Below are 18,342 nucleotides of genomic sequence, written 5' to 3'. Positions count from 1 at the left end.
ACCTCGATGATATGAGCGCTTTGGCTATATGCGGATATACGCCTGAAATCCGGGGCTGTACAGGATGGTTCCGTCCTGACGCACCCACATGGCTTCTGCCTGGAAGGCGTCCAGCAGGGCCTGTCCCTCCTCCTGGGGCAGGGTAAAAAGGGCGGTAGAGAGGGCGTCTGCTACACCGGAATCCCGGCACAGAATGGTGACCGAGCGCCAGTAGCCGGCAGGATAGTTGGTGTCAGGATCTATGATATGGTGGTATGGAACGCCGTCCACGGTAAAATACCGCTGATAATCTCCGCTGGTGACCACAGAGACATCTTCCACATAGATGGTATGGAGATATTGCTCCGGATCTTCCGGGTCCTGAATGCCTACCACCCACGGCTGGCCGCTTTCCGGCTTTGGGCCGGTGGGACAGACATTTCCACCCACGCTGATGAGCAGCCCGGAGGGGGTGTTCCGGCAGACCTGCTCCACCGCATAGCCTTTGGCAATGGCGCCAACATCCAGTTTGACCTCCGGGTCAGACAGGAAAATGGTACTTTCTTCCACGTCAATCTGGATGCTGTCGATATCCGTGTGGGCTGCGGCCTGTTCCAGGGCAGCCTGGTCCGGCAGTGCCGCCCGACTGGGGTCGGCTATGCCGGTTTCCCGGGCGTCATGCCACAGGCGAAGTACGCTGCCCATGGCGATATTGACCCTGCCCTCCGTCTGGGTATACAGCTCCTTGCTGAACAACAGCAGGTCAATGATCCGCTGATCCACCTTGATGGGGTGTTCCCAGCCGTGATCGTTGATGGTCTTGATGTTGTTGATTCCTTCGTACTCATTGTAGATGTCGTAGAGCTGATGATATTCCAGCAGTTCATCATGGAAGACCTGGGCCGTGTCGGTAAAGGCCTCCTCGGTTTCGGCATATCCCACGATGGTGGTGACGGTGTCAAACAGGGTCAGAAATGTAGCCTCATAGCGGTTCAGACCAGTGTCGTCAGACTTTGCGGGGGCTGCTGTGCACCCGCAGAGCAGAACCAGCAGGAGGATCAAAGTGGCCGTTCGCTTCATATAACCTCTACTTTCCAAATGACAGGCGTATCAAGCTGCCGTCTGAAGAAAACTCAGGCGGCGGCTTTTGCGATCAGGGCCTGGAACTCCCCGATGGCAATGGTGACCGAGGCGGCCAGGTCTGCGTCGGCGGCAGCGCCCTTTTCGGTCACGGCGATCCCCGCCACCTGGTCCAGGGTCTTGCCGGTCACATATGCGCAGAAGGCAGCCACCTGCTCGTTCCATTCCTTGCCGATGGGGCTGATCTGGCCCATGCCGTAGTTGTCGCCCAGCTCATTTTTGGTGGGCGGTACCGCGGTCAGGTCGGTGGTGATAACGCCGGCAGCGTCAAAGTCCACGTTGGCCTGCACAGCGTCGATGTAGCAGCTGGTGATCACGTCGCCGTTCAGGGTAATGGCGGCCACAGTGGCGGAGGTCTGGACCTGGCCGGGCTCCTCAGCGGTGGCGCTCTTGCTGTTGGCAATGTTGGTGGAGGTGGTCAGAACCAGACGATCCCCCTGCATGGCGCCAAGATGAGTGGCGTTGGAAACCGCCTGCTCGATGGCATCCAGATAGCCGGCGATGGAGACGGTGACGGAAGCAGCCAGATCCGCATCGGCGGCCTTGCCCTCCTCGGTCACGGCGATGCCCTTGATCTCCTCCACCGTCTTGCCCTCTACGTAATCGGCCAGAGCCTGAACCTGTTCGTTCCACTCCTTGCCGATGGAGCTGACCTGGCCCATACCGTAATTGCTGCCCAGCTCGTTCTTGGAGGGAACCTGGGCAGTCAGGTCGGCAGTCAGGGTTCCGGTGGCGTCAAAGGTGGCTTTTGCCTGGATGGAGTCGATCACGCAGGAGTCGATGACCCCTTCGTCGGTCACAGTGACCGCCACCAGTTCAATATTGGCCTGGCTGTATCCATCCTCGCCGTCCGCGGCATTTTTGCTGCTGGACAAGCTGGTGCCCAGATAGAGACCGGTTTTGACCGCGGCATCCGATGTACCTTGAGTGTGTTCCGGAACCGGTTCGGTGACGGCGGGCGCAGATTCCTCAGGCTGAGGGACAGCCACCACTGCCGTGCTGCCGCAGGCGGACAGTGCGCCCATAGTCAGCGTACCGGACAGGATCAGTGCAAGCAGTTTCTTCATGTGTGATACCTCCTGAATTATGATTCGGTGTGATGTATCTGCTTCATTTCAAAGTGAATGAGAAATGATAACAGCGCACGCAAAAGGATGACCGCCCCCAATACCATCAGCTCATTGAGCTCGTGCACCAGGACGGTTTTCAAGATCTCGGCGGCCATTTTGAATTCCAGACTGATGGCCAGCCCGTTGGCCAGAGCAAATTTGACGTCTGATCCGGAGTGGGTGACAAGCCCTTTCAGGTAACGGATAAATGCGCCGGTGGCCGAGACGACCACCACGAAGATGCCCATGATCTCCAGAATTGCGATGATGGTGGGCAGGGCAGTTTCAATCAAATTCTCCAGCATAGGAAACCTCCATGTTTGATGCAAAGGGCAGCTGTGCCGCGATCATGGCCCGGAAACAGGCGGCGGAGACTGCGCCGGTCAAAAAACCTGTGACAATGGAAATCAGCAGCAGCGCCGGAAGATATCCAGCCACATAGACAGAGCGCAGCAAGAGCACCGCCATCAGGACCTGACCGGTCTGGTGGGCGGCCGCACCGCAGATGCTCACCCCATAGATGGAGAGGAAGGGGAGGCGGCGGGTCAAAGCCATGGTAGCCATGGCCAGTACCCCGCCGGTGATGGAAAAGAAAAAGGCGGTAAGGCCGCCGCCAAACATGGCACCAAGGGCGCACCGTATGACAAGGATCTGAACGGCGCTTTTGCCGCCCAAAAAGTACAGGGCAAATAGGGTGACAATATTGGCCAGCCCCAGCTTTACCCCCGGCAGCGGGATCAGCAGCTGTAGGGGAAGAAAGCGCTCCATATAGGATAACCCCAATGCAAGTGCAATCAGCATAGCGCTTAGCGCAAGAGATCTTGTTTTTCCCATGTCAGCCTCCTATCTGGTTACACCGTCCACCTGGGGTTCCCCTTCGGTACCCACCAGACGAAGCTCCAGGCGGTTGGGCAGGCAAACGATGCTCTGTCTGGCATCTTCGTGCCAACCGCTTTTGACGCAGTCCTGGCCCGGACAGTTGGAATCAATGATGGCAGCCCGGCCATTTTGGATTTTGACCGTGTTCTGATAGCTGCCGCTGATCTGGATCTCCTGATCCTGCATCAGGTCATACTCGCCCTTCCAAATGCCGTCCTGCCAGATCTGGACAGAAGCGGCCTTTCCGCCTGAGCCCATACTCCAGCCGGCAATCAGAGCGGCCGCGGCCATAAGGACCAGGCACACCGCCAGAAGATCGCCCCGGCACAGAGTCAATCGAACTGTTTTGTATGTTTCTCTCATTTCACTGACCTCTGCGCTTGCGCATGACATTCAGCGCCACAAACTGACCCAGCAATTCCACAGTGCCGACTGTTCCCAACAGACTGCTGTTTACAGTCAGATCATACCGGTCCAGATTGGCCCATTTCTCGCCGGTATAGAGTCCGTACAGCCGGGCCCTCTCCCGGTCCTGGTAGAGGGCCTCGCGCTGGGCCTGTTCTCTGGAGAGATGATTTTCTTCCATGATCCGCTGGAGGCGATGCTCCATGTCACAGTGGATGAAGGTACGCATGAGGCCTTCCCGCCCGGCCAGCACATGATCGGCACAGAAGCCCACCATGACGCAAGGCCCGGCATCGGCCAGCCGGAGAATCTCTTCCTGCCAGTCCTCGATTCGAGTGTGGGGCAGGGCGTCCACATTGTAATAGGGAATATTCAGATGTTTGGCCAGTCTCTGGCCGATCTCCCGGCCGCCGCTGCCATATTTCCGTGCAATCGTTATAATCATCTGACGGCTCCACTTCGTGACAAGAATGAATTTGTCAAAATTATAACAATCTCTGATTAATGGGAAATTACTGTACCCTTAATATTTGTTAAGAAAAGAGGATGGATGCCTCCCAACAGGAAAACATCCATCCTCTTTCTTATGATATGCTGTTGTCGCAGTGTTCATCCTCCTGGGCGGGGATGGGCAGTCGAACGGTGAATGTGGTTCCCTGTCCCAATTCGCTGTGGACACGGACCGTGCCGTGGTGTTCCTTTACCACCTGCTGTACGATGGCCAGACCCAGCCCGGTTCCTTTGCCTCGCTCCTTGGTGGTAAAGAAGGGCTCAAAGATGGTTTCCAGCAGTGCAGGGTCGATTCCAGGCCCTGTGTCGGCCACATGGAGGCAGATCCAGTCATCCTCAGGTTCGGTTGTGATGGTAAGGGTTCCGCCGTCTGTCTCCATGGCCTGGTAGGTGTTTAAAACCAGGTTGAGCAGCATCTGGGACAGTTGGATCTCGTTGCCGTGTACCCAGAGGTGCCGGCACTGAAGCTTGTGGCTGACCTCTACCTTGGGAGGTTTCGCCGGTGCGGCGATCTCCAGAACGCGGACCACCAGATCGTCCGGCGAGATATACTGGAAAGTGAGGGGAGTATTTTTGCGGGAGAGGTCCGAGAGGCGGGAGATAATGGTTTTTGCCTTTCTGGAGGCCTCGTAAATTTCCAGCACATTGTCATAGGTCTCTTCGGCGTCCGGCGGCAGTTTTTCCAGAACCAGAATGGAGTAACCCATAATGGGGGTCAGAAGGTTGTTGAATTCATGGGCAATGCTGGAGGTCAAGGTGCCGATGATCTCCAGCCGCTGATGGTGGGCCAGAGCCTGAGACTTCTTAGTGACCGCCTCCAGGGCAAGATTTTGTTCCCGAAGCATGAGTACTTCCTGCTGGGCTCGTGCGTTGCGCCGGGCCACCAGCAGGATGGAGCCAGCCAACAGCAAAATTCCAATCACGATCATGCTGCTGTAGGCGGTAAGCCGTATAGCGGACATATGGATGGGCCGTTTAATGGTTTCATAATTGAGGGAGGCACCCACTGTAAACACACCATTGTTTCCGTCGGCTGGGATGGCTGCCATGCGCGCCGTATAGGCTTTTCCATCTTCGCTGGTCTGAGCTTGGTAGAAAAGAGACACATTCTCGCCCTGGCTTTGGCAGTTCAGCAGCGCATTCAATTCGTCCTGATTGATTATGCCGCCTGTATCATCCTGGACCAGGGTTGCCACAGCGCCTTCATCTGTTTGATACAGCAGGGTTCGCCCACCTGCGTCCAGAAGCAGAATGCGGTCTTGGGTGCCGGAAATCAGATTTCCCGCCACAGCCTCATAAAATTCCGTAAGCTCGATCAGTACGGCGTATTGCAGCTCTCCTTCCATGCCTTTCTGGAACGAAAGATAGATGGTGCCGGAGGCATCCACGCAGGGCCTGATGTCAACGTCTCCCTCCAGGCCGGCATTGGGCGGAAACACATAGTCTGTTTTTCCGCGGGAGGAGTATAAAATACTTCCATTGTCGATACAAAGAATGTCGTATGTCAGAGGATGTTCTGATAGGATGGTCCCCTCCACCTGAAGGGCAAGTGCTTCCGTATTTCCAGTGTTTCGGTAAGCAGTCTCAGCATCGTCCAGGTCGTTCCTCTGCAATGTGTGCTTCAGCTCCCGGGAAAATTGCTGAATATAGCTGGTGATACTGCGGTCCACCGAGCGGGACAGCCCCAAAAGCTGCCGGTCTTCGTTTTCGATTATAATGTTTTCATATTGGTGGAAAACCCGAAATACCATAAAAATTCCGGCAAATATGAGGGCGAAGGCCAACAGGATAATAACCAGAAATTTGCGCTCCAATTTGATGGGCGGCTTCAAGTAAATTCCCCCCTTGTCAAACATATACTCGTCTTTTATACTGGATATCATACTGGAAGAAGCAAGCCGTGTAAAGGGGGATGCACCTTGGCTGATCTTGTACTCATTGTTGATGACGACAAAGCCGTTCTTACCATGCTGTATAAAGTGATCAGCAGCAATGGCATTCAGGCAGATACCGCCGATTCCGGCGAACAGTGCCTTGAGATGCTGACAAAGAAAACATACGATCTGCTTTTGCTGGATATCAATCTGTCCGGCATGGATGGGTTTCAGGTGATTCAGCATATCCGGCGAAACGGCAGCAAGATCCCCATTATGATCGTCAGCGGACGCAAAGAGGATTATGATACCCTCTATGGCCTGGACATCGGTGCAGACGACTATATTACCAAACCCCTCAACCCTGTTACCCTTGCGGCAAAGGTAAAAGCCCTGATCCGCCGCAGCCGGGGGAATTTGCCCGGAGCGGATCAGATCATCACAGCCGGTCCCTTTCAGTACAATACCAGCACTCTGCGGTTCTATAAAAATGGGGAAGAGGTGGTTCTCTCCTCCAAGGAAAACGCCATTATCAAGCTGTTTATGGACAATGTGAATCATATTTTTTCCAAGGATATGATCTACGACCTGGTATGGGGATCGGCTATCATTGACGAAAATGCCATTATGGTTTATATCAACCGAATCCGGGCAAAAATCGAAGAAAACCCATCCAAGCCCCAATATATCCAGACGGTCCGTGGATTGGGCTACCGCTTTGTAATTCCATAAGGAGCGGAAGAATACGGGGCGGCCTTCCGTGGCGCATGGATGAGACTTCCAGCAAAGTATTTTAGAGGAGGCATTTTGTCTGAATCTGGATTTCTTTGTGGAAGAAAAGGCGGAGCGGCGGGAGTGCAGGCTTGCAATTCGGTGGGAAATAGCATATAATAAGGGGTAGCCCAACGGCTGGCAGTACCAGTCAGCCAGTTTTTAGGGGAAACAGATTATGTCATAAGGGAGTGATATGCGCCGTGAGCGGTGACCCTCTGAGTCGAGAATGCAACACAACTGGCACGGCGTATTGGATCGGCGTTTGACCGGTATAACCGGGAGCGCCCGCACGCCTGTGCCCTTTTTCGGTCCGCTGGTATAAGCGGAACGAATCAGCGAGACAATAGGTGTGCGGGGATTTTTATGCCTTTTTGGTCCCTGCGCCCAGAAAGGCGTGAGTGAATTGCTTTCCATCCATAAGACCATCAATGGGAAAATGACCAAGCTGGATGCCGTACAGGACGGCTGCTGGGTCAACCTGACTTATCCCAGCGAGGATGAACTGAACACAGTGGCGGTGACCCTGGGCGTGGAGCCCACCTTCCTGCGGGCCGCGCTGGATGAAGAAGAGACCTCCCGTATCGACACGGAAGAGGGACAGACCCTCATCATCATTGACGCTCCTTCGGTGGAGAAGGATGATGCGGTGGTGTATTCCACCTTGCCTCTGGGCATTATCGTCACGGAAAAGCACATCATTACTGTCTGCCTGAAAGAGACTTCCATTCTGAAGGATTTCCAGGACGGGCTGGTGCGCAACGCAGACACCCAGAAGCGGACCCAGTTTATTCTCTATATGCTGCTCCAGGTGGCCAAGCGCTTCCTGCAATATCTGAAGCAGATCGACAAGATCTACAACTACATGGAGCGGCAGCTCTACAAATCCCAGCGGAACAAGGAGCTTATCCAACTGCTGGACCTGGAAAAGTCGCTGGTTTACTTTAATACCTCACTGAAAGCCAATGAGGTCACGTTGGAGAAGATCCTCCGGGGACGCATCATTACCCTTTATGAGGAGGACCACGATCTGCTGGAGGACGTGCTCATCGAGGTGCGCCAGGCTATCGAGATGGCCAACATCTATTCCTCCATCATTTCCGGCATGATGGACGCCTTTGCCTCCGTAATCTCCAACAACCTGAACGTGATCATGAAGGTGCTGACCTCCATCACCATCCTGCTCACCATCCCCAATATTTTCTTCAGCTTCTACGGCATGAACGTAGCCAATCTGCCCCTGGATCATTTCTGGTGGTTCCCCCTGGTGCTGTCCCTGGGCGTGATTCTGGTGACCGGCATCATCCTGAAGAAGAAAGATCTGTTCTAAATTTCGACCCGCTGTCCGGCGCTGCCGCAGCGGGTCTTTCTTTTATAAGCTGACAAATATTTCAAAGAAAAAATAAAGTGCGATTCATACTGTGGTAACATTTTCATGGCATAATAGTTAGCAATGAACTAATTGGCAAAGGGGTTGTCCCCTGGGTATGTGAAGAGAATGGAGGTTTTTCATGGCAAGCAATCCGAATTACTGTAATATTACGCCTGAAATCGAGAGCCTGGCGACTATGGCAAAAGAAAACAGCCGCATCGATCCAGGCGATTTTGTAAAGTATGATGTGAAGCGGGGCCTGCGTGATCTGAACGGTAAGGGTGTGCTTGCCGGACTGACCGAGATCTCCGATATTGTGGCCAAGAAGATCGTGGACGGACAGGAGGTTCCCTGTGAGGGCAAGCTGTATTACCGCGGCGTGGACGTGGAGCAGCTGGTGGCAGGCGCTCTGAATGAGGGCCGCTTTGGCTTTGAGGAGACCGCTTATCTGCTGCTGCTGGGCAAGCTGCCCACCAAGGAGGAACTGGACGGCTTTACCAAGCAGCTGTCCTATTATCGCTCCCTGCCCAATAACTTTGTGAGAGACATCATTCTCAAGGCGCCCAGCCATGACATCATGAACTCTCTGGCCCGCAGTGTCCTCAACCTGGCCTCCTACGATGACCGGGCCGACGACATCTCTCTGCCCAATGTGATGCGCCAGTGCGTCCAGCTTATTGCCCTGTTCCCCATGCTCAGCGTCTACGGCTATCAGGCCTATAACTATAAGAGCGGCAGCAGCCTGTACATCCACGCGCCCCGGCCGGAACTGTCGGCGGCGGAGAACATCCTCTCCCTGCTGCGGGCGGATTCCTCCTATTCCTTCTGGGAGGCCCATGTGCTGGACATCTGTCTGACCCTCCATGCCGAGCACGGCGGCGGTAACAACTCCACCTTTACCACCCATGTGGTTACCTCCTCCGGCACCGATACCTACTCCTGTATGGCGGCGGCCTTGGCCTCTCTGAAGGGTCCCAAGCATGGCGGTGCCAATATCAAGGTGGTGCAGATGTTTGAGGACATGAAGGAGCACGTAAGGGACTGGAAGGATGAGGACGAGGTGCGGCAGTATCTCCAGGATCTGCTGGACAAGAAGGCCTTTGACAAAGCGGGCCTGATCTACGGTATGGGCCATGCCGTTTACTCTCTGTCCGACCCCCGCGCCAACATCTTCAAAACATTTGTGGAAAAGCTGTCCCGGGAGAAAGGCCGCAACGAGGAGTACGAGCTCTACTCCATGGTGGCCCGTCTGGGCCCCGAGGTCATTGCCGGGGAGCGGAAGATGTACAAGGGTGTGTCCGCCAATGTGGACTTCTACTCCGGATTTGTGTACCATATGCTGGATCTGCCTCTGGAGCTGTATACGCCTATCTTTGCTATGGCCCGTGTGGCAGGCTGGTCCGCCCACCGCATCGAGGAGCTTATCAATATGGGTAAAATTATCCGTCCTGCCTATAAGTATGTGGGCAGCCATGCGGATTATGTGCCTATGGATCAGCGCTGAACAACAACAAAAGAGCCGCCCTTTAGGGCGGCTCTTTTTTGCTCAATTGGCTCTGCGAACCTCCAGGTAGTAGTGTTCGGTCGACGGGTCCAGCGTGACGGTTTTGATCCCGCTGTATAAATCAAAACCAAAGTTCTGCCGGACGATCCGAATCAAACCCCGGTCCTCCAAAGTGGCGGCCTGTTGGGTACAGGTCAGGTTGGAACCCAGCTGAGTCAGAAGATCATAGCCGTAGATTCCGCGGTTCTCTGTGTGGGCGCACACGAAGTCGTAGCTGCCTTCTTTGATAAAGGAGGCCTCCACCGTGACACGCTCCCCGGCGGGGATGGTGAGGGTGGCCTCCCCGTAGAAAATGCGTTCCTGGATGTTGCACCATTCGAATACCATCTCCAGCATCGTCATGTTGGACGGGATGGAGGTTCCAAAGCTTTTGCAGAGGGTGTCAAAGAATACTGCTCTGGGAAGTGCAAGAACACCCATTGGTTTTCCGTACTTTTGATCCAGGGTGTCCGGAGCCTGGCAGAGAGAATCCAGTACGTTACCCAGAGTGGACTGGTACTGGGTGACGTGGGCCGAGACGCCTGCCAGCTCCTCCCCGGGGGTACAGCCGCCGTCCTGGTAACCCTGAATGGTGTATTCCTCCAACGGATCTCCCACTACGATGAGTAGTCGGGGATCCTCGGCATGGGGTGAGTTGGAACCGGGCAGAGAGAAATGGCGTTGAGCCCAGCCTGCCTCCTCGTCAATCCCGCTGCCGTCGAAGCCGTAGGTCAATACGGCGGGGGCGTCCTCCGACCAGGGGTAGGTCACCGCCAGGGTGGGGGCGATGGCATCGCTTTCCGGAAGGACAAAGTCGGTAAAAGAATAGACCGTCACCGGAGTGTCCAGGGTGGGAGCCTCCTGGTGGGCGGCTGTCAGATCTCCACCCTTGATGATGGCCGCGTATTCCTCCCAGGACTCCACACTCTGGTTCCCGCCCACGCCGGGGTAAATGGCGGTCTCCAGCTCCGTGCCGTTTGCCGTCAAGGTAACGGGATAGAGTTCATAGAAACTCCCGGCAAAGGGATAGACCAGGGTAACGGTCAGGTCGGTGTCTGTGGGATTGGTGAGTACATAGGAGTCTTTGATCTGGATTTTAGTGCTGTTTCCGTCTTGCCATGGGGTAAAGTCCAGGGTGATGTGCCGCTCAGCGGTCAGATTGACGTCCTCCAGTGTGGTCAGAGGAAAGACCGGCCCGGCGTAGGACATGAAGGTGGAGGCCTCGTCGTGACCGGCGCCGGCGCCGCCGCTGCTGCCTCCGATCCGGGGCAGCAGCCAGAATCCGCCCAGTACCACCACGGCCAGACCAGCGCATACCCCCATCCAGGGTTTGAATCGCCGGGACTGCCTGCGGGCGGCGGGAAGGGCGGCAATCCGCTCCCGCAGCTGCTGAGAGGCGTGGAGGTTCTCAACTTGGGCCAGATAATCTGTCTTATTCATCCTCAAAGCCTCCGATCATCCGTTCCCGCAGGGCCTGCCGCCCCCGGGAGAGCCAGGACAGTACCGTGTTCCGCTTGGCCCCTAAGATCACCCCGATCTCAGCAGCGGTGTACCCCTCAAAATAGTGCAGGTAGATGGTGTTGCGGTAGGGCTCCGGCAGGGCCCGCACCTCGTCCAGTACCGAGCCGTCCGCACCCGGAGGAGCGGGGAAATGTTCGGACAGAGGCACCTCGCCGCTGCGCTTGGCCCGGCGGAGATTTTTGCACTTGTTGATGGTCACCCGCAACAACCAGGCCTTCAGATGTTCCCCGTCGTGAAAGCCCTTGCCGCTGCGCAGCAGGGCCTCAAAGACCTCCTGGGTTACATCCTCCGCGTCCTGTAAGGTGGGGGCGTTGTGGCAGGCCGCCCGGTATACGGTGTCCAGATGGTGTTCCATTGCGTAGGAGAAGGGGGCATCCCCCTGGAGCTGCATGGCCATAGCGCTCTCTCCTTTCTGCCCTGTACACACCTGAGCGGGGCAAATGAGTGCATCGAAAATAAAAAAGTTCGCCGCCGCAGCAGTGCGGCGGCGAACTTCGCTTTAAGGCTGTGCGGCTACCGCTTCGGCCACTCGGATGCCGTCCACGGCGGCGGAGGTGATGCCGCCGGCGTAGCCAGCACCCTCACCGCAGGGATAGAGGCCCCGGACGGTGGACTGGTAGTCCTCCCCCCGGAGAATGCGTACGGGGGAGGAGGAGCGGGTCTCCACACCGGTGAGCAGGCTGTCCGGTGCGGCGAAACCGTGGAGCTTTCGGTCAAATATCGGCAGAGCCCCCCGCAGGGTATCGGTGACGTAATCGGGCAGACAGCGGTCCAGGTCGGTAGGGGTGACGCCGGGACGGTAAGTGGGTTCCACAGTGCCCAGAGTTTTGGAGGCTTGCCGGGCCAGGAAATCCTTTACGGTCTGGGCAGGGGCATGATAATTTCTGCCGCCCAGTTGGAAGGCAGCCTCCTCCCAGTGTCGCTGGAAAGCAACTCCGGCCAGAGGGTGGTCGGAGCCGAAGTCGGCGGGACCCACCCCCACCAGAAAACCGCCGTTGATATTTTTGCCGTCTCTGGCCCGATGGCTCATGCCGTTGGTTACCAGCCGCCCCTCCTCAGAGGCGGCGGCTACCACCTGGCCGCCGGGACAGACGCAGAAGGTAAAGGCGGAGCGGCCGTTAGGCAGGTGGCAGGCCAGCTTGTAGTCGGCGGCGGGCAGTTTCTCCCATGCGGGGCCAAACTGAGCCAGAGAGACGGCACTCTGGGGATGCTCGATGCGCACGCCGATGGCAAAGGGCTTCTGTTCCATGGGCACACCCGCCTCCAGCAGCATCTGGAAGGTGTCTCGGGCGGAGTGGCCGGGGGAGAGGACCAGTGCATCACAAGGCAGATCGTAGCTTCCCTGAGGGCCTTCCACAGTCAGCCCGGCTACTGCCCCATCCCGGAGGATGAGACCGGTGAGCTGATGGCCAAAGCGCACGTCGCAGCCCAGGCGAATCAGTTCCTGTCGAATGTTTTTCACCACGTCCCGCAGCACGTCGGTACCGATGTGGGGCTTGTGCTGGTACAGAATGTCCTCCGGGGCTCCTGCGTCCACCAGGGTGCGGAATACAGTGGAGATACGGGGATCGTGGGTGCCGGTGGTCAGCTTACCGTCGGAGAAGGTGCCCGCGCCCCCCTCGCCGAACTGGACGTTGGAGGATGGGTCCAGCACGCCGGTGGACCAGAAATGCTCCACGTCGGCGGTGCGCTCCTCCACCGGGCGGCCCCGCTCCAGCACGATGGGGGCCAGACCGTTGCGGGCCAGGAACAGGGCGGCAAACAGACCGGCGGGGCCCATACCGACCACCACCGGCGGCAGGGAAGAGGTCCGCCGCACGGTTGGGAAAACATAGGGGGCGCTCTGGTGCAGGGAGACGTTTCTGTCCCGGCACCGGGCCATGACTCTGCCCTCGTCGGCCACGGTTACATCCACAGTGCAGACGTAGTGGACGTCGTTCTTTTTCCGGGCGTCGATGGATTGCCGGGCCAAAGACAGCCCGGTGATGACCTCCGGTTTCACGCCCAGAATGCGGGCGGCCTTTTTTTTCAGCTGCCCTTGGCTGCCGTCAAGGGGCAGGGAGATATTTTGGATGCGGAGCATAGAGTGATCCTCGTATTTCTCAGAATGCTGGTATTATATCATAAATAAAGAAAAATGGCATCCATCCGTTGTAAAGGATGGATGCCATTTTTGTTTTAAGGTTAGTAGGAAACGCCCTGCCAGATCATGGCGTCGGCCACCTTCATGAAGCCGGCGATGTTGGCGCCCGCCACCAGGTTGCCGGGCATACCATACTCCTCGGCGGCCTTGGCGGCGTTGTGGTAGATGTTGGTCATGATGTCGTGGAGCTTCTGGTCCACTTCCTCGAAGGTCCAGCTCAGGCGCATGGAGTTCTGGCTCATCTCCAGACCGGAGGTGGCTACGCCGCCGGCATTGGAAGCCTTAGCGGGAGCAAACAGCACACCGTGCTGCTGGAACCAGGCAACCGCCTCGGGGGTGGAGGGCATATTGGCACCCTCGGCCACGGCGAAGCAGCCGTGCTCCACCAGAGCCTTGGCGCCCTCCAGGGGCAGCTCGTTCTGGGTAGCGCAGGGGAGGGCAATGCCGCAGGGAACGGTCCAGATGCCCTGGCAGCCCTCGTAATACTTGGCGGTGGGGACATAATCCAAATAGGTCTTAATGCGGTCTCGCTTGACCTCCTTGATCTCCTTGATAACCTTGTAGTCGATGCCGTTCTCGTCCACGATGTAGCCGTTGGAGTCGCTCATGGCGATGACCTTGCCGCCCAGCTGGGTAGCCTTCTGGTTGGCGTAGATGGCCACGTTGCCGGAGCCGGAGATCACCACGCTCTGGCCCTGGAAGGACTTGCCGGCGGCCTTGAGCATCTCGTTGGTGAAGTAGCACAGGCCGTAGCCGGTGGCCTCAGTGCGGGCCAGGGAGCCGCCGTAGGTCAGGCCCTTGCCGGTCAGCACGCCGTTAAACTCGTTGCGGATCCGCTTATACTGGCCAAACAGGTAGCCGATCTCACGGGCGCCCACGCCGATGTCGCCGGCGGGCACGTCGGTGTCAGGGCCAATGTGGCGCTGCAGCTCAGTCATGAAGGACTGGCAGAAACGCATGACCTCGTTGCTGCTCTTGCCCTTGGGATCAAAGTCGGAACCGCCCTTGCCGCCGCCCATGGGCAGACCGGTCAGGGAGTTCTTGAATACCTGCTCAAAGCCCAGAAACTTGATGATGGACAGGTTGACGGAGGGATGGAACCGCAGGCCGCCCTTGGAGGGGCCGATGGCGGTGGAGAACTGCACCCGGTAGCCGCGGTTCACCTGGACCTGGCCATGGTCGTCCACCCAGGACACGCGGAACAGCAGGCTGCGCTCAGGCTCCACCATACGGTCCATAATGCCCATCTTGGCCAGCTCGGGCTTCTGATTGTACACGGGCTGGAGGGATTCCATAACCTCGCCTACAGCCTGGAGGAACTCGGGCTCATGGGCGTTCTTCTTGCAGACGCCTTCGTACACGTTCTGAAGGTAAGAATTGGTGATCGTAAATGCCATAATGCCAAACCCCTTTGCTTGGCGGCCCTAGGGGGACCGACCGAAATTTGATTGTGTTCAGCTGTTCAGAGGAACACTTTGCTGTGTTGAAGTTATTATAATTCATAGCGCCATGAAATGCAAGAGAAAAAAGAAGAATTGCATATTTGACGAAAAACACCCGATCCGACCGGTAGGAAGTGCACCAGTTTGACTGCCAGGTTGCAAAGAGGAACGGGCGGTCGCATTGGCGACCGCCCGTGGCATATGTAATACCTTAGTTCTTCTTTTTGCCGACCACCAGCAGGATCACGCCGATGACGATGAACATGGTGCCGGGGTTAGCGGTACCGCTGCTCATGATGCTGGTGAACTGGGCCTCCAGGCTGTTGTTCTGCATAAAACCGTAACCGGCGCAGCCGATACCGGCGATGATCAGAATGATACCCAGGATAAACATATGGACACTCCTTTCTCTTTGTACTCTCTTTTTCTGTTCCCATTGAGGCGGGAAAAGATCATCTGGGCGCAGGGTCCAAATGGCAACTATTATACTCAAGTTCGAAAGAAAGTCAATCGAAAGCCGTAATAAATTTTGCGTGTTAACATAGGATAATAAATATAAGGTATGAAAAACTCTTTGACGGAAGGTGGAAAAAGCATTATACTAAAATCAGGATAGGAGGTGTCCTTATGAAGCATATCGTCATCACCATCGGCCGTGAATATGGCTCCGGCGGACGGCTCATTGCCAAACAGTTGTCCGAGGAGATGGGCATCACGTTCTACGACAAGCAGCTGATCTCCGATGTGGCCAAAAAGACCGGCTTTTCCGAGCACTTTATCCGCAACGCCGAGCATCAGCGCCCCACCAACAGTTTTCTCTATGACCTCTATACCAGCGTACAGACGCCGTCGGTACCCGACCAGGTGTTTATCGCTCAGGCCAAGGTCATTAAGGAGGCTGCTGCCAGAGAGTCCTGCGTCATTGTAGGCCGCTGTGCCGACTATATTCTCCGGGATCAGCCCCGCTGCCTGAAGGTGTTTGTCAATGCGCCTCTGGATCAGCGAATCCGCCGCGTCCGGGAGGAGTACGGTGTACAGGAGAACAATCTGGAGAGCTATGTGATCCGGCAGGATAAAGCCAGGGCCTCCTATTATAACTATTTTGCCACCGGCCGCTGGGGACAGAGTCGGGAATACGATTTGTGCGTCAACAGCCGCATCGGTATCGACGCCTGTGTGGCTGTGATTCGTGCCGCAGCCCAGGCGATTGCCGACAGCTGATTTTTTAAAAAGCCGGAACCCGTTGCACCGCAACGGGTTCCGGCTTTTTTTATGGAAAAAATCTCATAAATTGTGAACAATATTGATTGATTGTGTGAACATTAGCACTCTCCTATTGACAGTGCTAATTCTGGTGTTATAATAAGGCTGTGCTTAGGAAAGAGGACCGAAAGGGAATCGGACCGAGGTACGGTTACAAGAAAACAAAGCAGGTAACAAAAGCTCGCCACCGAGAGGTCCCACTCCCCAGCTACGAGCCGCAGAAGACGAATGGAGGTATGACTTATGTTACCTAGCATTTTTGGTGAGAATTTGTTTGATGAGTTTTTCCAGGACCCCTTTGACCGGATGTCGGTTTTTTCCGATCACAACCCGCTCTATGGTAAGCACGGTAAGAATCTGATGAAGACCGATGTGCGGGAGACTGAGAATACCTATGAGTTGGATGTGGATCTGCCCGGCTTTAAGAAGGATGAGGTCCAGCTGGAACTGAAGGATGGCTGTCTGACAATCAGCGCTGCCAAGGGCCTGGACAAGGATGAGGAGGAAAAGAACGGCCGTTATCTGCGCCGGGAGCGCTATGCGGGCCAGTGCAGCCGCAGCTTCTATGTGGGCGATCATGTGGAAGCCAAGGATGTCTCCGCTAAGTTTGAGGATGGCATTCTGAAGATTACCCTGCCCAAGATGGTTCAGCAGCTGCCTGTGAACCACACCATTGCCATCGAGTAAGCAAGTATTAAAAATGGGCGCGCTGCATATTGCAGCGCGCCCGTTTTTTTGACATACGGGATCTTTACCAAGGAGCCCTTGAATCTGTTCTGCCGGCTATGGTATGATGATTTCGCTTGAAAAGCCCTTTGGCAACCAGCGGTTGCGGAAGTTCAAGCCAAACTTTATGGCGAAAAACCGGATGGTTTGATAGGCTGAACCTGTCCGGTAAGGCCGGAAGAAAGGATGGCGAGAAAGAATGACCTTGGGAGAGCGGATTCTGAATTACCGCAAGCGCGCAGGTATGTCTCAGGAAAAACTGGCCGAACTGCTGGGGGTGTCCCGTCAGGTGGTGAGCAAGTGGGAAGGCGATGCTGCCCAGCCGGAACTGGATAAGATTGTGGCACTGGCCAGGCTGTTTGGGATTACCACGGACCAGCTGCTGCTGGGAGAGATGCCAAATCCGGGGCCGCCCACAGAGGCTGCGCCTGAGAAGAGAGAACCCAGATGGTATCTGCTGGGGATTTTGCCGCTGGCGGTGGGCGCGTATTTACTGATCCGGGGAGTGCTGCAGCTTTCTGCGGTGAGCGGCTTGTGTGAGTTTATGAAGTTACCCGGATTCCTGTCATAGGGGGATAAGAGAATGGATCTTGATCTTTATAATAGTAGTATGGACCGTGTGATGTCTTTTATGTATGGTCCTATCATTACTCAGATCGTACTGGGCGGAATCCTGGTAGCAGCAGGGGTGTTAATCCTGGTCCTGGGGCACCGCCGTTATCGACGGAAATATGGAAAGTAAGAGGAAGTAAAAAAGTTTTTTGAATTTGAAAAAAACACTTGACGGCAGAGTTAAGTTGTGCTATCTTAATATCAGAAATGATAATCATTACTGATTAGCACTTCCGGCTAACCCGAAATGAAATAAAATGAATGACAAATTAGGAGGAAAATCACATGAAAAAGTGGGTCTGCTCTGTTTGCGGTTATGTTCACGAAGGGGATTCCGCCCCTGATTTCTGCCCCATCTGCAAGGCTCCCAAGGAGAAGTTCGTGCTCCAGGGCGGCGATAAGACCTGGGCTTCTGAGCACGTGGTAGGCGTGGCCAAGGGCGCTCCCGAGGAGATCATCCAGGGCCTGCGTGAGAACTTCCAGGGCGAGTGCTCTGAGGTTGGTATGTACCTGGCTATGGCCCGTGTGGCTCACCGCGAGGGCTATCCCGAGATCGGCCTGTACTGGGAGAAGGCTGCCTACGAAGAGGCTGAGCACGCCGCTAAGTTTGCCGAGCTGCTGGGCGAGGTCGTGACCGACTCCACCAAGAAGAACCTGGAGATGCGTGTGGACGCCGAGAACGGCGCTACCCAGGGCAAGACTGACCTGGCTAAGCTGGCCAAGCAGCACAACCTGGACGCCATCCACGACACCGTTCACGAGATGGCTCGCGACGAGGCCCGCCACGGCAAGGCTTTCGAGGGCCTGCTGAAGCGTTACTTCGGCTAATTGAAACCGCATAAATAAGCACTTTTTGAGAGGGAATGGGGAAACCTGTTCCCTCTCTTTTTGCGCCTCCGCCGCTCCATTGTGGATATTTTTGTGGCATTTCTTTCTTTTCCATCCGTGAAAACTTTCCACATGTGGATATTCAGTTTTTTGCCCTATATCAAGCGGTTTTTACCGCTTAATACCGAAAAATAAAGAGAAATTAACAACTTTTGAGAAGTTTTT

19 protein-coding genes are annotated in these 18,342 nt (G+C 55.8%); 7 read left to right on the top strand and 12 right to left on the bottom strand.

Annotation, left to right across the window (positions count from 1 at the left end; all coding sequences use genetic code 11):
- Window positions 1-24 precede the first annotated feature (24 nt).
- The 7 genes from B5F94_RS09250 to B5F94_RS09220 all read right to left on the bottom strand — a co-directional run bounded on the left by B5F94_RS09250 (window position 25) and on the right by B5F94_RS09220 (window position 5,854).
- On the bottom strand, window positions 25-1,059 hold the full coding sequence (locus B5F94_RS09250; RefSeq protein ID WP_087329628.1) for an FAD:protein FMN transferase: 1,035 nt from the start codon (window positions 1,057-1,059) through the stop codon (window positions 25-27).
- 53 nt (window positions 1,060-1,112) lie between these two features.
- On the bottom strand, window positions 1,113-2,186 hold the full coding sequence (locus B5F94_RS09245) for a hypothetical protein (RefSeq protein WP_087329626.1): 1,074 nt from the start codon (window positions 2,184-2,186) through the stop codon (window positions 1,113-1,115).
- A 17-nt stretch (window positions 2,187-2,203) separates the two neighbouring features.
- On the bottom strand, window positions 2,204-2,533 hold the full coding sequence (locus B5F94_RS09240; RefSeq protein ID WP_087189406.1) for a DUF1622 domain-containing protein: 330 nt from the start codon (window positions 2,531-2,533) through the stop codon (window positions 2,204-2,206).
- Window positions 2,514-3,029 (bottom strand): Gx transporter family protein, encoded by a 516-nt coding sequence (locus tag B5F94_RS09235; protein WP_087189405.1) that lies wholly within the window; start codon window positions 3,027-3,029, stop codon window positions 2,514-2,516. The genes B5F94_RS09240 and B5F94_RS09235 overlap by 20 nt, the downstream gene beginning before the upstream one ends.
- 42 nt (window positions 3,030-3,071) lie before the next feature.
- A complete protein-coding gene (locus B5F94_RS09230) occupies window positions 3,072-3,470 on the bottom strand; it encodes a NusG domain II-containing protein (protein ID WP_158099510.1) in 399 nt (132 codons plus the stop codon).
- A gap of 1 nt (window position 3,471) precedes the next feature.
- Window positions 3,472-3,957 (bottom strand): AAA family ATPase, encoded by a 486-nt coding sequence (locus tag B5F94_RS09225; RefSeq protein ID WP_087189396.1) that lies wholly within the window; start codon window positions 3,955-3,957, stop codon window positions 3,472-3,474.
- Between the two features lie 139 nt (window positions 3,958-4,096).
- Window positions 4,097-5,854 carry a sensor histidine kinase gene (locus B5F94_RS09220; RefSeq protein WP_158100271.1) on the bottom strand — a complete coding sequence of 586 codons (1,758 nt, stop codon included), beginning with the start codon at window positions 5,852-5,854 and terminating at the stop codon, window positions 4,097-4,099.
- Window positions 5,855-5,941: 87 nt separating this feature from the next.
- Between B5F94_RS09220 and B5F94_RS09215 the strand changes: the two genes are divergently transcribed.
- The 3 genes from B5F94_RS09215 (at window position 5,942) to B5F94_RS09205 (ending at window position 9,543) form a co-directional block, all read left to right on the top strand.
- Entirely contained in the window at window positions 5,942-6,628 is a 687-nt protein-coding gene (locus B5F94_RS09215; protein WP_087189394.1) for a response regulator transcription factor, read from the top strand.
- Window positions 6,629-7,073: 445 nt separating this feature from the next.
- Entirely contained in the window at window positions 7,074-7,997 is a 924-nt protein-coding gene (locus B5F94_RS09210) for a magnesium transporter CorA family protein (RefSeq protein WP_242959364.1), read from the top strand.
- 181 nt (window positions 7,998-8,178) lie between these two features.
- Entirely contained in the window at window positions 8,179-9,543 is a 1,365-nt protein-coding gene (locus tag B5F94_RS09205; RefSeq protein WP_087329622.1) for a citrate/2-methylcitrate synthase, read from the top strand.
- A gap of 42 nt (window positions 9,544-9,585) precedes the next feature.
- On the opposite strand, the gene B5F94_RS09200 is transcribed toward B5F94_RS09205, so the two are convergent.
- From B5F94_RS09200 to B5F94_RS09180, 5 genes are all read right to left on the bottom strand, one after another.
- Window positions 9,586-11,022: a hypothetical protein gene (locus B5F94_RS09200; protein WP_087329620.1), complete on the bottom strand. Its 1,437-nt coding sequence runs from the start codon at window positions 11,020-11,022 to the stop codon at window positions 9,586-9,588.
- Entirely contained in the window at window positions 11,015-11,500 is a 486-nt protein-coding gene (locus tag B5F94_RS09195) for an RNA polymerase sigma factor (protein WP_087329618.1), read from the bottom strand. Before B5F94_RS09195 ends, B5F94_RS09200 begins: the two co-directional genes overlap by 8 nt.
- A gap of 102 nt (window positions 11,501-11,602) precedes the next feature.
- A complete protein-coding gene (locus tag B5F94_RS09190; protein ID WP_087329616.1) occupies window positions 11,603-13,186 on the bottom strand; it encodes an NAD(P)/FAD-dependent oxidoreductase in 1,584 nt (527 codons plus the stop codon).
- Between the two features lie 101 nt (window positions 13,187-13,287).
- Window positions 13,288-14,643 (bottom strand): NADP-specific glutamate dehydrogenase, encoded by a 1,356-nt coding sequence (gdhA, locus tag B5F94_RS09185; protein ID WP_087189329.1) that lies wholly within the window; start codon window positions 14,641-14,643, stop codon window positions 13,288-13,290.
- A 256-nt stretch (window positions 14,644-14,899) separates the two neighbouring features.
- The gene (locus tag B5F94_RS09180) at window positions 14,900-15,082 is read right to left on the bottom strand and encodes a DUF3185 family protein (RefSeq protein ID WP_087329614.1); all 183 of its coding nucleotides are present in this window, start codon (window positions 15,080-15,082) and stop codon (window positions 14,900-14,902) included.
- Between the two features lie 233 nt (window positions 15,083-15,315).
- On the opposite strand from B5F94_RS09180, the gene B5F94_RS09175 reads away from it, so the two are divergent.
- The 4 genes from B5F94_RS09175 to B5F94_RS09160 all read left to right on the top strand — a co-directional run bounded on the left by B5F94_RS09175 (window position 15,316) and on the right by B5F94_RS09160 (window position 18,117).
- Entirely contained in the window at window positions 15,316-15,909 is a 594-nt protein-coding gene (locus B5F94_RS09175; protein WP_087329612.1) for an AAA family ATPase, read from the top strand.
- Between the two features lie 285 nt (window positions 15,910-16,194).
- Window positions 16,195-16,638, top strand: a complete 444-nt coding sequence (locus B5F94_RS09170; RefSeq protein ID WP_087329610.1) for an Hsp20/alpha crystallin family protein — start codon at window positions 16,195-16,197, stop codon at window positions 16,636-16,638.
- A 238-nt stretch (window positions 16,639-16,876) separates the two neighbouring features.
- Window positions 16,877-17,248, top strand: coding sequence for a helix-turn-helix domain-containing protein (locus B5F94_RS09165; protein WP_087329608.1), 372 nt, complete (start codon window positions 16,877-16,879; stop codon window positions 17,246-17,248).
- 326 nt (window positions 17,249-17,574) lie between these two features.
- Window positions 17,575-18,117, top strand: coding sequence for an NADH peroxidase (locus B5F94_RS09160; protein WP_087266976.1), 543 nt, complete (start codon window positions 17,575-17,577; stop codon window positions 18,115-18,117).
- The last annotated feature ends 225 nt before the right edge of the window (window positions 18,118-18,342 follow it).

Source organism: Flavonifractor sp. An4, assembly GCF_002161755.1.
In the GTDB taxonomy this organism is placed as follows: domain Bacteria; phylum Bacillota; class Clostridia; order Oscillospirales; family Oscillospiraceae; genus Flavonifractor; species Flavonifractor avicola.
Note: the sequence above shows the minus strand (reverse complement) of the source record. Positions and strands in the feature narration are given on the sequence as shown.

Coding starts and splice junctions, on each gene's coding strand:
- B5F94_RS09250 (WP_087329628.1), bottom strand. CDS start 1,059: ATGAAGCGAACGGCCACTTTGATCCTCCTGCTGGTTCTGCTCTGCGGG.
- B5F94_RS09245 (WP_087329626.1), bottom strand. CDS start 2,186: ATGAAGAAACTGCTTGCACTGATCCTGTCCGGTACGCTGACTATGGGC.
- B5F94_RS09240 (WP_087189406.1), bottom strand. CDS start 2,533: ATGCTGGAGAATTTGATTGAAACTGCCCTGCCCACCATCATCGCAATT.
- B5F94_RS09235 (WP_087189405.1), bottom strand. CDS start 3,029: ATGCTGATTGCACTTGCATTGGGGTTATCCTATATGGAGCGCTTTCTT.
- B5F94_RS09230 (WP_158099510.1), bottom strand. CDS start 3,470: ATGAGAGAAACATACAAAACAGTTCGATTGACTCTGTGCCGGGGCGAT.
- B5F94_RS09225 (WP_087189396.1), bottom strand. CDS start 3,957: ATGATTATAACGATTGCACGGAAATATGGCAGCGGCGGCCGGGAGATC.
- B5F94_RS09205 (WP_087329622.1), top strand. CDS start 8,179: ATGGCAAGCAATCCGAATTACTGTAATATTACGCCTGAAATCGAGAGC.
- B5F94_RS09200 (WP_087329620.1), bottom strand. CDS start 11,022: ATGAATAAGACAGATTATCTGGCCCAAGTTGAGAACCTCCACGCCTCT.
- B5F94_RS09195 (WP_087329618.1), bottom strand. CDS start 11,500: ATGGCCATGCAGCTCCAGGGGGATGCCCCCTTCTCCTACGCAATGGAA.
- B5F94_RS09190 (WP_087329616.1), bottom strand. CDS start 13,186: ATGCTCCGCATCCAAAATATCTCCCTGCCCCTTGACGGCAGCCAAGGG.
- gdhA (WP_087189329.1), bottom strand. CDS start 14,643: ATGGCATTTACGATCACCAATTCTTACCTTCAGAACGTGTACGAAGGC.
- B5F94_RS09180 (WP_087329614.1), bottom strand. CDS start 15,082: ATGTTTATCCTGGGTATCATTCTGATCATCGCCGGTATCGGCTGCGCC.
- B5F94_RS09175 (WP_087329612.1), top strand. CDS start 15,316: ATGAAGCATATCGTCATCACCATCGGCCGTGAATATGGCTCCGGCGGA.
- B5F94_RS09170 (WP_087329610.1), top strand. CDS start 16,195: ATGTTACCTAGCATTTTTGGTGAGAATTTGTTTGATGAGTTTTTCCAG.
- B5F94_RS09165 (WP_087329608.1), top strand. CDS start 16,877: ATGACCTTGGGAGAGCGGATTCTGAATTACCGCAAGCGCGCAGGTATG.
- B5F94_RS09160 (WP_087266976.1), top strand. CDS start 17,575: ATGAAAAAGTGGGTCTGCTCTGTTTGCGGTTATGTTCACGAAGGGGAT.